Origin of the sequence: Margalitia sp. FSL K6-0131 (assembly GCF_038008735.1) — a bacterium.
GTDB classification, from domain to species: domain Bacteria; phylum Bacillota; class Bacilli; order Bacillales; family Bacillaceae_C; genus Margalitia; species Margalitia shackletonii.
Window position 1 is genome coordinate 3312408 of record NZ_JBBOZS010000001.1, and the last position, 14667, is coordinate 3327074.

The window sequence follows — 14667 nt, forward strand, 5'->3', positions numbered from 1 at the left end:
CTTACCAATAATAAATACTAATATACACATTATTTTAGTATAAAGCCTTTTTCATATGAATACAATAGCTGAAGGCTTTTGTTGAAAATTCATCACTTATAAGTAGTGGGATAGCTTTTTAGATAAAAAGAGATCATTTCAAAAAATAAACCTGACCGCTAGCACAGGTCAGGATTTTATTTCAACTTTATTAATCTTTATATTTGCTGCTATCTTGGCTCTACAATTAATTTTATTGCTGTCCTTTCTTCACCTTCAATTTGAATATCGGTAAATGCCGGTATACAAATTAAATCAACCCCGCTAGGTGCAACAAAGCCCCTTGCAATGGCAACAGCCTTTACTGCTTGGTTTAATGCTCCTGCTCCGATAGCCTGAATTTCTGCGCCACCTCTCTCACGAAGAACACCGGCAAGTGCACCAGCTACAGAATTAGGATTGGATTTTGCTGAAACTTTTAATATCTCCATTTCTTCTCCTCCTTGTTATTTCCCAAATACCGAATGCCCATTCAGAGTGAACCATCCTGGTATAATCATTCCATTGCTACTATATTCATCAGAAGGCGATTGTATTCCGGCTTGCCCTAAAAAAGAGGAGAAGAATGAACAAATACGCGGGGCGCTTTGCTCATCGGTGTACGGATTTCTTACTTCAACAAGACCAACGGAAACTGTGCTCGGTAGTTATTCGAGCTGATGACCATTAATTATTGGGAGAAGACGGAGAAATCCGCTAGCCGATAGATAGGCGCAGGAGCTAGACGTAGATTATTTTTCAAAAAGTTATCTACAGAGTTAATTTTTCAAAGTCTTAGACATCTGATTAATCCATCATAAATGGATGATCTTCATTTATTAAAATTGTATCTATTCTTTTGGAAATTCCAGTTTTCTGATCAATATCGATTAGACATGCACTTAATTGATTTCTGCCAGTTTTAGGCACTTCGAAGCGAACCGGTAAGCTAGAAAGAAATCTTTTCAATACAACTTCCCTGTCCATTCCTAAAATGCCGTCATATGGACCTGTCATGCCAACATCGGTAATATACGCAGTGCCCTTAGGTAAAATTCGATTATCAGCTGTTTGAACATGTGTATGTGTTCCAACGACCGCTGAAACTCTTCCATCCAAATACCATCCCATCGCTTGCTTTTCACTGGTGGCTTCTGCATGAAAATCAACAAAAATAATATTTGTTTTTGCTTTCGCAGTATTAATAAGCTCATCCGCTTTTCTGAATGGATCATCTAAAGGAGGCAGAAACGTTCTTCCCTGCAAATTGATAACAGCGATTTCTACTCCATTAATATTGATAAATATTAGACCTTTCCCCGGTGTACCGTCAGGAAAGTTTGCAGGTCTAATCATATATTTTGCCTCATCAATGAATTCAAATATCTCTCTATTATCCCAAGTATGATTACCTAAAGTAATTACATTTGCACCCTTCTCTAAAAAACCTCGGTAAATTTTTTCGGTGATACCTTTCCCGCCTGCAGCATTTTCCCCATTAATAATGGTAAATTGCGGGCGATATTTCGCTTTTAATTTTGGTAAATACTCTGATACCATATCTCTTCCAGGTGAACCAACAACGTCCCCAACAAATAATATTTTCATTAGATTCCCTTTCTATTAACTATTAGTGTTTATAACCTTATATTTAGGATTTCATATAAATAATAACTTAAACAATTATAAATATATGTATTTTATTAAAGATGAAAAGCGGTGTATTTACACCGCTTTTCAAGAAAGTGATTATTATTTTGCATACTCAACTGCTCTAGTTTCACGAATAACCGTTACTTTAATATGACCTGGGTAATCAAGCTCCCCTTCAATTCGCTTTCTAATATCCCGTGCTAAACGATGAGCTTCCAAATCATTAATTTGCTCCGGTTTTACGATAATACGAACTTCTCTTCCGGCCTGAATAGCAAAAGATTTTTCAACTCCTTCATATGATTCGGAGATTTCTTCCAGCTTTTCAAGTCGTCGAATATAGTTCTCAAGTGTTTCACTTCGAGCTCCAGGTCTTGCTGCTGATAGTGCATCAGCTGCTGCAACCAAGACAGAAATAATGGATGTTGGTTCCGTATCTCCATGATGAGAGGCAATACTGTTAATAACTACTGGGTGTTCCTTATACTTTGTAGCTAATTCAACACCAATTTCTACATGGCTGCCTTCCACCTCATGATCGACAGCTTTTCCAATATCATGTAATAAACCAGCGCGACGAGCAAGTCTTTCATCCTCACCAAGCTCTGCGGCAAGCATTCCTGCTAGATGAGCAACCTCCATCGAATGTTTTAGCACGTTTTGTCCGTAACTTGTACGGAACTTCATACGTCCTAAGATTTTAATTAAATCCGGATGGAGTCCGTGAACATCAACCTCAAAAGTTGTTTGTTCACCAATTTCGCGGATATGTTCATCCACTTCACGCCTTGCTTTGTCAACCATTTCTTCAATACGCGCTGGATGAATTCTTCCGTCCTGAACTAGTTTCTCAAGTGCAATTCTTGCAGTTTCTCTTCGAATTGGATCAAATCCTGAAAGAATAACAGCTTCAGGAGTATCATCTATAATTAGATCAATTCCAGTCAATGTCTCTAAAGTACGAATATTACGTCCTTCTCGGCCGATAATTCTACCTTTCATTTCATCATTTGGAAGATTGACTACCGATACTGTTGTCTCCGCAACATGTTCAGCAGCACACCTCTGAATTGCAAGAGAAAGAATGCTCTTTGCCTTTTTGTCCGCCTCTTCTTTAGCACGATTTTCACTTTCTTTCACCATGATGGCTACTTCATGAGAGAGTTCATCTTCCACTCTCTTTATGATAATCGCTTTGGCTTCTTCACGGGTTAGACCAGAGATACGTTCTAGTTCTGTTTTTTGAATTCGTACCATCTCATCCACTTTGCTTTCCATCTCTTCAATATGTTGTTGTCTTTGATTCAGAGAATCCTCTTTCTTTTCGAGAGTTGCTTCACGCTTGTCTAGTGATTCATCTTTTCGATCGAGGTTCTCCTCCTTTTGCAATAATCGATTTTCTTGTTTTTGCAATTCATTTCTTCGTTCACGAAGTTCTCGTTCCATATCAGTACGAAGTTTATGATTTTCATCCTTTGCTTCCAACAGGGCCTCTTTTTTCAAAGACTCCGCTTCACGCTTTGCATCTTCTAAAATCTGCTCCGCAGCATTTTTAGCTCCTGCTATTCTCGCTTCTGCAAAAGATTTTCGAACAAAATAGCCAACAACTACACCAACGATTAGGCCAAGCAAAGTGGAGATGATTGCAATTGGTGACATTTTTTCACCTCCCCTTGCTATGAACTTTTATCATGTCTCAAACATGTCGGCTGCTACATTGCTACAAAGGTTTCAATAAACAGCACTTAGGCTTCAAAAAATATCATTTTTTAAAAAAATTATACATATTAATTTTATAGTTGTGAATATTTATTGTCAAGGGTAATGGAAATTAGAAATGCGAAAGTACATTGCTCAGTCTGCGTATGGTTACTGTGAAATTTGAAGTAGCAATTTTACCTTCGTAGTTTTCAATTGAGATAGAGGAAACAAAACGAGAAGTACAAGAGTTCATGTTAACTTTTCTCAGGTACAAGAAACCGGAAGTCCGCAATTTCGATAAGAACGGTTATAGACTTTAATCGAGTAGGAGGGGGTGACTAACCCCCGACCTCTCACACCACCGTACGTACCGTTCGGTATACGGCGGTTCACTTAAGTATGACGCAAATGGTTGTATCTATCTAACAGACTTTTAAGCTTTTGATTTCTCCAAAACTTTAGATTTAGTGTTGTGTGTAAGATAGGACTATTCGAAATGCGCCAATATTTCTTACGAGAATTTCCCCATTCATGGGCCTTCTCTCTTGGAACGCCAAGGGATATGAGCCTTTTAATTTTTGTTTTGGGTAGTTTCCATTGTTTCCAAAGGCACATTCGGAGTCTTCTTCGAATATGTTCATCCAGTTGTTTAAAGGGAGTTGGCGTGTCTGCCAGCGCAAAATATCCGCACCAACCAACAAGGTATTCATTTAGTTTCTCAATACGCAATTCCAATGGAATGGGTTTTGACCTTGATGTTAGTTCTTTTATTCTACTTTTAGCTCTCTTTATACTTTCTTTTGCGATACGGATTTTTGGATTACGGTTTGATGTGAAGCTGAATCCAAGAAACTTTCGTTTCCACGGTCTGTCCACCGCACTTTTCTCTTCATTTACTTTTAGTTTAAGCTTCTTTTCAATGAAAGTAGTGATAGAACTCTTGACACGTAAACCTGCCTTCTTGGTTTTTACGTAAATATTACAATCATCTGCGTAGCGGACAAATTTGTGTCCTCTTTCCTCTAGTTCCTTATCTAATTCATCTAACATGATATTGGAAAGTAGTGGACTTAATGGTCCACCCTGAGGAACACCTTCTTCGCTGATAGTTTCCACACCGTTTATCATAATCCCCGACTCTAAGTATTTTCTAATTAACTTTAGAATCGTCTTATCCTTGACTCTTTTTGCTAGGAGTCCCATAAGCATATCGTGATTTACCTTGTCGAAGAACTTTTCTAAGTCCATATCTATTACCCATCTGTAGCCCTCTTCTATATATTGCCTTGCTTCCCTAACGGCATCATGTGCCCTTCTTCTGGGTCTAAACCCATAGCTATGTTCGGAAAAGGTTGGGTCATAGATTGGGGTTAATATTTGGGCAATCGCTTGTTGGACAAAACGGTCTGTCACGGTAGGAATACCTAATAAACGAACGCCGCCATTTGGTTTCGGGATTTCGACTCGTCTGACTGGCATAGGCTCATAGGTTCCGTCCTTTATTGAATTTCGGATTTCTTGCCAATTTTGTAGAATATGCGCTCGTAGGGATTTTACAGGCATTTCATCTACTCCATGGCTACCCTTATTCTTTTCGACACGTTTCAATGCCGAAAGTAGATTGTCCCGTGACAGTATTCGTTCCATCATTTCGATACATCCTTTCACGTGAATATACGTGCTATTTGTGCCATTGTTTATTCCACCCTCTTAAAGTCCCCTGTGGAATTCACCACTTCCTCCTTTAAGTAAGTCCAATTGGATTGTCTGTATCATCATAAACAATGAACGCCTAGTGTATATTCTCCTTAAATGTTCAGTCCTTCCCTAACCATCTTAAGCTAGTCAGGTACTATGACCTCTGCTGACTTCTGGCTGTTCAATTACCCTTCACAAAGTAAGTTACCGAGTGTGCTCGGCATTTCAGCCAGACCTCCCCAGGTAAGAGTACAGTCTTTCTCCCCATCTATCTGCTTCATTTACTCTGTATCATCTTTGGCAGAAAGGACTTCGTTTTGTTTGGCAAACTCATCCAATGATACCTAGCCTTATATGAAGTTCGTGTCCCTCAGACCGGAGATTTGCCGCCCGCTTCCTTCAGATTCTGCGTCACCACAGACACCCTTGCGTTTAGCTACTGCTACTTCTGCCTTCACAGTTCGGGACTTTCACCCTATAGACTGCACCCATGCTGGGCGCACCAAAAAAAAAGCAAAGCTATTTAGCTTTGCTTTTCCAGCTTATTCTAATTCAAATTCCTCTTGAGATTCATCGATAGGTGCTTCCTTCACTTCATCTAAACCAAAATGATCCCGAATCTTCTGCATAATTTCGTTTCGCACCTCAGGATTTTCCTTCATGAATAATTTCGCATTTTCCCTTCCTTGCCCAAGGCGTTCATCATTATATGAATACCATGCACCACTTTTTTGTACGATATCAAGTTCGGAACCCATATCAATAATTTCGCCTTCTTTTGAGATTCCCTCTCCATACATAATATCTACTTCTGCAGTGCGGAACGGTGGTGCTACTTTATTTTTCACAACTTTGATTTTGGTTTTATTTCCGACAATGTCATTTCCTTGTTTGAGTTGTTCAGCGCGGCGCACTTCTAAACGAACGGAAGAATAAAACTTAAGGGCACGTCCGCCAGGAGTTGTTTCCGGATTTCCAAACATTACTCCTACTTTTTCCCTGATTTGGTTAATAAAGATTGCGATTGTTTTAGATTTATTAATTGCACCAGAGAGCTTACGAAGAGCTTGGGACATTAAGCGAGCCTGTAAGCCGACGTGAGAATCGCCCATCTCTCCTTCAATTTCCGCTTTTGGAACCAAGGCTGCAACTGAGTCGATAACAATAATATCAATTGCTCCGCTTCGAACAAGTGCCTCTGCAATTTCAAGTGCTTGCTCACCAGTATCTGGCTGGGATAAAAGTAATTCATCAATATTAACACCTAATTTTTGTGCGTAAACCGGATCTAACGCGTGTTCAGCATCGATAAAAGCTGCTTGTCCGCCACCTGCCTGAACCTCTGCAATGGCATGAAGGGCAACAGTTGTCTTACCGGAACTTTCCGGACCATAAATTTCAATAACACGTCCTCTTGGATAACCGCCTACACCTAACGCTACATCGAGCGCAAGCGATCCGCTTGGAACGGTGGAAATTTTTCTATCCGTTTGTTCACCAAGTTTCATAATAGACCCTTTACCAAACTGTTTCTCTATTTGCTTAAGAGCCATGTCTAAGGCTGCTTGACGATCGTTCACTAAAATTTCCTCCTCATTCTCCACTTATTCTATTAATTTTATAAAATTGCCTTATCCTTACTATAACTGTTTTTGAGCGGTTTGCCAAGCAAAAAATCGAACGTTTATTCGATTATTTTATGTCATCATATAGGCATAAAAATAAGCATTTGCTTTAGCGAAAATGCTTATTTTAAAGACAAAAACTTTAAAAATTAATTTTTTCTTAAATAAATTTACATTTTAATTACCACTATTTAGCCCTATTTCACGCATTAAATAGTGACATCCGTACTTAACAGTGCGAAGACGATTGCTGTTTCTATTGCTTGCCAGTGATAGTAAAAATGTTTTAACAGGATGGTGTTTAACGGATATTCCTATCCAGATTGTCCCCGCTTCCTTGCCTTCTAAGGAATCAGGACCAGCAACACCGGTAAAACTAATGCCAATATCTGAATCTAGTATCACACGAATATTTTCAGCCAATTCTGCTGCACATTCTTTACTGACAGCACCGTATTTATCTAAAGTTTCCTTTTTTACTTTAACTAACTTTTCCTTTGCCTCATTTGAATAACATACTACACCGCCTTTTAAAATTGCGCTGACACCAGAAATAGATGCCATTTCTGCTGCAAACATTCCGGCCGTTAAGCTTTCGGCAGTGGCAATTGTTAATCCGGCGTTTTTTAATGTTTTTACCGTTTCAGCCATCAGTGTGGTTTCGTCATATCCATAGCAAAATTCTCCAACACGTTCTTTGATGGATTTTTCCATCTCTTCAATCATTTTTAATGCTTCTGCACTTGATTCGTGCTTTGCAGTAATCCTAAGCGTACACTCTCCGTCAGATGCATATGGTGCCACAGTAGGATTAGATTGACCTACTATTATACTTTCGATTTCTGTTTCTAACTGTGCTTCACCAATTCCAAAGAAACGCATTACTCTTGATTCAATATGCTCCCGTTTATCCATTTTTTTAAGGATAGCTCGGCGCCCATATTTACTAAACATAGGTTCCATTTCAAATGGAGGGCCAGGTAAGAGCATATAGAAATGATTTTGATTTTGAATAAACATTCCCGGTGCCATTCCAAATTCATTTGGCAGAACCGTTGCACCCTCAAGTACGAGTGCTTGTTTTTTATTATTTTCCGTCATTTGCCTGTTCACTTTGTGAAAATATGCTTCAATGGAAGTTAAAGCATCTTGATCCGTTACAAGTTTCTTTCCTAAATGGTTCGCAATCGTTTCCTTCGTTAGATCATCCTTCGTTGGACCCAGACCACCTGTAAAGATAATTAAATCTGCACGCTTTTCAGCGATTTCGATGGTTTTCTTTAATCTTTGGGGATTATCACCGACTACCGTATGATGGAAAACATTCACACCCATTTCCGCTAAAGAGGTAGAAAGAAATTTGGCATTGGTATTTACAATTTGTCCAAGTAAAAGCTCGGACCCCACAGCGATAATTTCGGCATTCATAATCTACACTCTCCCTTTACTTGGAATTAGAAAAAATAGAGCGATTTTTATATATATAATCCCAACCGGAATAAACAGTAAAGATCATTGCAACCCACAAGGCAATGGTAGCAAAAGGGAAATGAATCGGTTCGAACGGAAAGTTATGAAGCAATAATAGTGCAATTGCAATTGTTTGTGCCCACATTTTGATTTTCCCCGGCATAGCAGCAGCAACAATTTCGCCTTCTCCCGCTAATATTGCCCTAAGTCCTGTAATGGCAAATTCTCTGCTTATAATGACGATTACAATCCATGAAGGAACCAAACCGAGCTCCGTTAAAATAATTAGTGCAGAAGATACAAGTAATTTATCCGCTAATGGGTCTAGGAACTTTCCAAGATTCGTTACAAGATTATATTTTCTGGCCAGATGTCCATCAAACCAATCGGTTATCGAAGCAATAATGAAAATAATTGCTCCTACTAAATGGGCAGTAGGCATACTAATATTTAATAGCTCTACATTGCCCCATGGGAATGGAACAACCATAATAATAATAAAGATAGGAATTAAGCAAATACGTGATACAGTAATTTTATTAGGTAAATTCAAGGTACTTCCTCCATTATATTTTTCTGTCTAGTATTCAAGCTGAAGGTTAAAAATGCCGGATTGGTTACGCTTGGATAAGCTAAAAATAGTCATCAGCAGATGACTATTTAGTTTTTAAAGGTTCAAATTGAATTGTAATTTTTTGAGTATTACTTTTCACTGCATATTCCAAATTTTCATCGTTTACTTTTATTTCAGTGGCAGGTACATTCCCAATACTGATATATGCTTGATTTTCATTTGTTAAATCAAACGTTTGTTTTTCACCTTTATTAAGTGTACCAGTAAAAATGGTTTTACCATTTATTCCATTTTTCACAAGAATCCATGCTCTATCAGTTGATGAAACAGTTAATTTGAATTTATCCGTATTGGATAATTTGTAAGTTGAATTATTGCCACTAGTACTTTCAACTTTTAACTCTTGTACAGGCTTTTGCTCATTTTGTGAATTAGTAGATTCATTATTATTCGTTTTAGAATCTGCATTCGTATTGTTTGATTGTTTGTTATCAACCGTATTATCCTTCGTTTTAGCTTGATTCGACTTTCCTGATTCTTTCACTTTTACTTGCGCGCTGTTGGTAGCGTTATGATTTTCAGCTTGACCAGATCCGGAAAACTTCTGAACCAGAATCCAAATTAAAAATACTGCGGCTACAATAAAAACCACTACCAAAATCGTTGGAAGTATATTAAATACTTTCGATGTTCCGGCTGAAACAGTCCGTCTCGTCTGAACCCTAGAAATTTGCTCATTAATTTCATCGTTATGTGTTACCGGAACCTCGTTTTTAAATTCTTCAAAAACCTGTTCTGATTCTAGTCCAACAGCTTCCGCATATTGTTTTATAAAAGCCCGGACATAAAACTTTCCGGGAATGGTATCATAGTTCCCTTCTTCTATTCCTCTTAAATATCTCTTTTGAATTTTCGTCATTTCCTGCAAGTCGTCTAAGCTTAATCCCTTAGCTTTCCTAGCTTCTTTTAACCGACTTCCTAGCTCTGTCAAAAATAACACCTGCCAATCTCATAAATCTTTTCGTAATTATGTACTTTATCCATTTAATTTAATAATCAAAACCGCCGAATCCTTCATCATTCAAAAAATTATTCCTTTGGATTACTTCATATGTAATTTCCTGTTCAGGATTATCTCGAAGTTCAATAATATAGTCAAAATCCTCCAAGGAGTACTCGGAATTTTGCACAAAAATATCCGGGTGTTCAATGACCTTCACGGCAGGGATTCTCATGATTTCTCTTACAAGCTGCCAATGTTTTTCATTAGCACGCTGAGTTGATACAATTCCATCTAAAATAAAAATATTGTTCGCGTTATATTCATCATTAATAAGCTGATTACGTATGGTTTGTTTTAATAAAGTGGAAGAAACGAAAAGCCACTTTTTACTCGCACAAACACTTGCGGCAACGACAGATTCCGTTTTTCCAACCCGGGGCATTCCTCGTATGCCTATAAGCTTGTGACCTTCCTGCTTAAATAATTCTGCCATAAAATCAACAAGTATGCCAAGCTCATCGCGAATAAAACGAAATGTTTTTTTGTCGTCCGCATCTCTTTGAATATATCGGCCATGTCTTACTGCTAATTTATCTCGTAATTTTGGTTCACGAATTTTTGTTATTTTTATTGTTTCCATAGTTTGTAGTATAGATTCAAGTCTCACGATTTGTTCTTCATTTTTCACCAATAACAGAAGACCGCGCTTCCCTTCATCAACACCATTTATACTAATAATATTTATGGATAACATTCCTAGTAAAGAAGATATATCACCTAAAAGTCCTGGTCGGTTTATTTGAATTTCATATTCTAAATACCATTCTTTGCGATCCATATAAACCTCCTAATAATAGAAACACTATAATGACTCTAGCTTATATAATAAATGATTTTGGATGAAGATGAAAGGGAAAACTCCCCTTTTTTGCGAATTCATTAATAAACAATAAAAGAGGGGTCAAATGTCCCCTCTCTTGCATTTTTCGCTATTGTTGTGTACCGTTATTTTGTACTAATTTTACCATTACGTTTGCAATGGCTTGTTGTTCTTTTTCATCAGCAACAGACCAAAGATCTGCTAATACCCTCTGTTGCTCATTCTTTGGGTCTACCTGGCCGGCTAAGTAATCACCAACTTGTCCTGCTAGCTGATTTATTGTTTCTTGATTCATCCCTTGTGTTTTTGCTTGATTTAGGCGGTCACCTAAGAAGTTTTTCCATTGATCCCAATTATCTAAAACAGACATATTATGAACCTCCTTCAAATTTGTTCGTTGTTATTTTGCTACAGAGAAAAATTCTTATACCTCAAAATGAAGGAATTTTATGGTTACCTTTATGTATACCATCCACCGTTAACTGCAAGAACATGTCCTGTTACATAACTTGCTTCTTCTGATAATAAAAATGCAATTGCCCCTGCAATTTCTTTAGGTTCAGCCAATCTTCCTAATGGAATTTCGGATTCTAACTCTCGCAATTCATAATCTGAAAAATTCGCAAGCATATTTGTATGTACTGCCCCTGGTGCCACTGCATTTACTCTTATACCACTTCTTGCTACTTCTTTACTTAATGCCTTCACAAAGGAAATTTGTGCACCTTTAACAGTAGAGTATATTACTTCACAAGATGCTCCGGTCTGTCCCCAAATGGAACTTACGAAAATGATTTGTGAAGCAGTATTTCTCATTAGCTTAGGCAAAAGCCTATTAGTTAAAAGCATTGGAGCATGTACATGGATGTTCCACATGTCTCTCATAATTGTTTCAGAAGTATCCATAAATAGTCCATAATGTGCTATTCCGCTAATAAAGCAAATAGCATCAATGTGAAAAATATTATTTAATACTTTTTCCACTCCTTGTGGAGAAGAGAGGTCTGCTTGTATAGGGATTATTTCTACTTGATATGATTCAACCGCTGCAATAATTTCTTCAATCCCCTTTTTATTTTGATGGTAATGGAGATATAAGTTCCATCCCTTTTTAGCCAAAAGTATTGCTGTCTGTTTTCCAATTCCCCCGCTTGCGCCTGTTATGAGAACATATTTTTTCATTCTTATACTCTCCCTTTCCCAACAAAAAAACTCAGGAAGTCCCGAGTTTTTCTACTTTCATTTTTTTGGAACAACTTGGCAAACAGTGAATCTGTCTTCCTCTATAAATTCATTCGCTGCCTTTTTTAAATCCTCGAATGAGATATCTTCAAGTACAGGCACTACGTCAAATAAATTCATGCCATTAAAGAAATATCTGGTAAATTGATTCGCAATAAACTCGGGTGAATTGAGCTGTCTTAAAAATCCACCAATTTTCTTTTTCTTTGTTCGATCAAGCGCATCCTCTGTTAAATGCTCTCCATTTTTTGCTTCCATCATTACCTTTTTCAAGCGCTCTGCAAGCTCATCAGGCCTATCTGTATCTCCGCCTGCCATAGCAAAGCCAAAACCCGATTCTAAAGTAAAATCATACGAAAACGTCTCGTCAATTAATCCCTCATTATACAAGTTATAATAATTATCGGAGCTTTTTCCAAATAGCATATCCAATAATACATTTATGGTAAGCTCTTGTTTTAACATTTCAGCCCCGGAAAGATTTACATCCTTTGCCTTCACGCCTAGCAAACATTTAGGAGTTTGGACATTCATATGTAATATCTTTTTCGTTTCTGCCACTTCTACCGGCTCTTGTTCAAAACGTCTCTTAATTTCTGACTGCTCTTTATAATCCTTTTTATTTTGATTATCACGCACCAGTTTCATGATGTTTTCCACTTCAACAGGTCCCACAATAAAAAGCAGCATATTACTCGGATGATAGAAGGTATTATAGCATTCGTAAAGTAGCTGGTCCGTGATATGGGAAATGGATTCTATCGTTCCTGCAATATCTATTTTCACGGGATGGTGCTTATACATATTTTCAATTACACCGAAATAAAGACGCCAGTCCGGGTTATCATCATACATAGTAATTTCCTGGCCAATGATTCCCTTTTCTTTTTCCACAGTTTTTTCCGTAAAATAAGGACTCTGTACCATATCAATTAACGTTTCAAGATTTTTTTCCACATTAGAGGTACTGGAGAACAAATATGCTGTACGATTAAAGGTGGTAAATGCATTGGCAGATGCTCCTTGCTTACTAAATTGTTGAAAGACATCTCCATCCTCTTTTTCAAATAACTTATGCTCTAAAAAGTGGGCAATTCCATCGGGAACATGATGATATTCATTTTTATCAAGCGGGATAAAGTCATTATCTACTGAACCGTATTTTGTTGTAAACGTTGCAAAGGTCTTATTAAATCCTTCTTTTGGCAGGATATATACTTCCAAGCCATTATCCATTTTTTCAAAATATAAGGTTTCCTTCAATTGTTCAAATACCTGGTTTTTCATCATCTGTTCCCTCCAATCCTGTCAAAAAATAAATCGTATCTAATTCAATTTTTGAAGCAACGTCTACAATTTCCTCTCTCGTTACCTTATTGATGTTTTCTAACCAATCATTTACCGAATATGTTTGGTTTCCAATTACGTTATGATATAAAATTTCGACTAATCCACGGGAAGTATCAGTAGTTTCCAGTAATTGATTATTTGTTACCGCTTTTGTTTGTTCTATTTCCTGATCAGAAAAATCTCCATTTTTCATCGCATCTAATTGTTCACGTATAATAGTAGTTGCTTGATCATAGTTTTTCGTTTCAATTCCACTCATTACCATCAATAGTCCTTTATGGCTTTCCAATCTGCTTGCAGCGTAATATGCAAGACTTGCCTTTTCACGGACATTGATAAATAGTTTGGAGTGGGAAAAGCCACCAAAAATACCGTTAAACAATTGTAAAGCAAAATAATCATCATCACCGAATCGTACATGAGTACGATATCCGATATTTAATTTACCTTGTTTTACATCTTGCTTTTCTTTAATTTCTTTTGGTTCAGAAATTTGTCTGCCATTTCTGTTTTCTATTTTTTGAGGAGTACGGCTTGAAAAATCAAGCTCCTTACAAAATGTTTCCACTTGATTCTCCTCTATATCACCAATAATATATAAATCTAATTCATCTTCCTTAATCGCTTTTTGATAATATTCATAAAGGGATGTTGCCGTAATTTGATCAACCTGATCTTTTATACCGTTTGCATCAAGTGCATATGGCTCTCCCTTGCACATTTCTTCTACAAGCCTGACGCTTGAGTATCTCATTTTATCATCATAAATAGATTGAATTCGTTGTTTTAATGTTCTTTTTTCTTTTTCCACTGTTTCTTCATGAAAAGAACCATTTTCAGCATTTGGATGCAACAAAACCTGTGATAGGAAATCAATTCCCTTTTGTAGAAGTGGAGTTGAATCCTTCAGAAATTTCTCATTTGCTATATCCACGGTAAAAGACATTACATGGTATTCACCTTTTTTAGCTAAATCCACATAAAATCCCGCACCGTAAAGATCATCTAAATATGAACGCAAGGCTGTAGTGGTTGGATATTGTTTTGTGCTGCTTTGTAAAACATTGGGGAGCAGTGCCCGTAAAGTCACAGTTTCTTCATTCAAAGGCGCCTTCATTTTCCAAACTAAAGTATTTGTTTTATATTTTTTTGTTTTCACAATATGTAGATTATATCCATTTTTAGGGATAATTGTTTCGTTTGCAACCGTCATGTACAAACCTCCTTCTGGTTTCTTTTACTATTTTGTAATGAAGTTATACTAACTATACATTTTTATCATGTTGTCCTACAAGTATTTACCTTTTTTAATGGACCTTTTCTTAAACAATGTTGCTTTTGTAGAGGATAAGCTTCTAAACTTCTTTTCGGACAAAGAATGCAACAAACATCTACGGAAAGCAAAAAGTTTTGTGAAAACAACATTTAGTATAAAAAAAAGTCCCGTGCAAAC

The 14667-nt window shown here is 37.1% G+C and carries 13 protein-coding genes; all 13 read right to left on the reverse strand.

Annotation, left to right across the window (positions count from 1 at the left end; all coding sequences use genetic code 11):
* Positions 1-209 precede the first annotated feature (209 nt).
* Complete coding sequence (spoVS, locus tag NSQ59_RS16250) at positions 210-470, reverse strand: stage V sporulation protein SpoVS (RefSeq protein ID WP_055740338.1); 261 nt, start codon at positions 468-470, stop codon at positions 210-212.
* Positions 471-825: 355 nt separating this feature from the next.
* Positions 826-1626: a TIGR00282 family metallophosphoesterase gene (locus NSQ59_RS16255; protein ID WP_055740339.1), complete on the reverse strand. Its 801-nt coding sequence runs from the start codon at positions 1624-1626 to the stop codon at positions 826-828.
* A gap of 144 nt (positions 1627-1770) precedes the next feature.
* A complete protein-coding gene (gene rny / locus NSQ59_RS16260) occupies positions 1771-3330 on the reverse strand; it encodes a ribonuclease Y (RefSeq protein WP_055740340.1) in 1560 nt (519 codons plus the stop codon).
* 435 nt (positions 3331-3765) lie between these two features.
* Positions 3766-5022: a group II intron reverse transcriptase/maturase gene (gene ltrA / locus NSQ59_RS16265; protein ID WP_340828527.1), complete on the reverse strand. Its 1257-nt coding sequence runs from the start codon at positions 5020-5022 to the stop codon at positions 3766-3768.
* A 590-nt stretch (positions 5023-5612) separates the two neighbouring features.
* On the reverse strand, positions 5613-6650 hold the full coding sequence (gene recA / locus NSQ59_RS16270) for a recombinase RecA (RefSeq protein WP_055740341.1): 1038 nt from the start codon (positions 6648-6650) through the stop codon (positions 5613-5615).
* Between the two features lie 222 nt (positions 6651-6872).
* The gene (locus NSQ59_RS16275; protein WP_055740342.1) at positions 6873-8123 is read right to left on the reverse strand and encodes a competence/damage-inducible protein A; all 1251 of its coding nucleotides are present in this window, start codon (positions 8121-8123) and stop codon (positions 6873-6875) included.
* A 16-nt stretch (positions 8124-8139) separates the two neighbouring features.
* The gene (gene pgsA, locus NSQ59_RS16280) at positions 8140-8718 is read right to left on the reverse strand and encodes a CDP-diacylglycerol--glycerol-3-phosphate 3-phosphatidyltransferase (protein ID WP_055740343.1); all 579 of its coding nucleotides are present in this window, start codon (positions 8716-8718) and stop codon (positions 8140-8142) included.
* A 103-nt stretch (positions 8719-8821) separates the two neighbouring features.
* The gene (locus tag NSQ59_RS16285; protein ID WP_055740344.1) at positions 8822-9730 is read right to left on the reverse strand and encodes a helix-turn-helix domain-containing protein; all 909 of its coding nucleotides are present in this window, start codon (positions 9728-9730) and stop codon (positions 8822-8824) included.
* A gap of 58 nt (positions 9731-9788) precedes the next feature.
* Positions 9789-10580, reverse strand: a complete 792-nt coding sequence (locus NSQ59_RS16290) for a DUF3388 domain-containing protein (RefSeq protein ID WP_055740345.1) — start codon at positions 10578-10580, stop codon at positions 9789-9791.
* A gap of 151 nt (positions 10581-10731) precedes the next feature.
* On the reverse strand, positions 10732-10992 hold the full coding sequence (locus NSQ59_RS16295; protein ID WP_055740346.1) for a DUF3243 domain-containing protein: 261 nt from the start codon (positions 10990-10992) through the stop codon (positions 10732-10734).
* 89 nt (positions 10993-11081) lie between these two features.
* Positions 11082-11804, reverse strand: a complete 723-nt coding sequence (ymfI, locus tag NSQ59_RS16300) for an elongation factor P 5-aminopentanone reductase (RefSeq protein WP_055740347.1) — start codon at positions 11802-11804, stop codon at positions 11082-11084.
* Between the two features lie 57 nt (positions 11805-11861).
* Positions 11862-13151 (reverse strand): EF-P 5-aminopentanol modification-associated protein YfmH, encoded by a 1290-nt coding sequence (gene yfmH / locus NSQ59_RS16305; protein WP_055741250.1) that lies wholly within the window; start codon positions 13149-13151, stop codon positions 11862-11864.
* Positions 13132-14427, reverse strand: a complete 1296-nt coding sequence (gene yfmF, locus NSQ59_RS16310) for an EF-P 5-aminopentanol modification-associated protein YfmF (protein ID WP_055740348.1) — start codon at positions 14425-14427, stop codon at positions 13132-13134. The genes yfmH and yfmF overlap by 20 nt, the downstream gene beginning before the upstream one ends.
* Positions 14428-14667 lie beyond the last annotated feature (240 nt).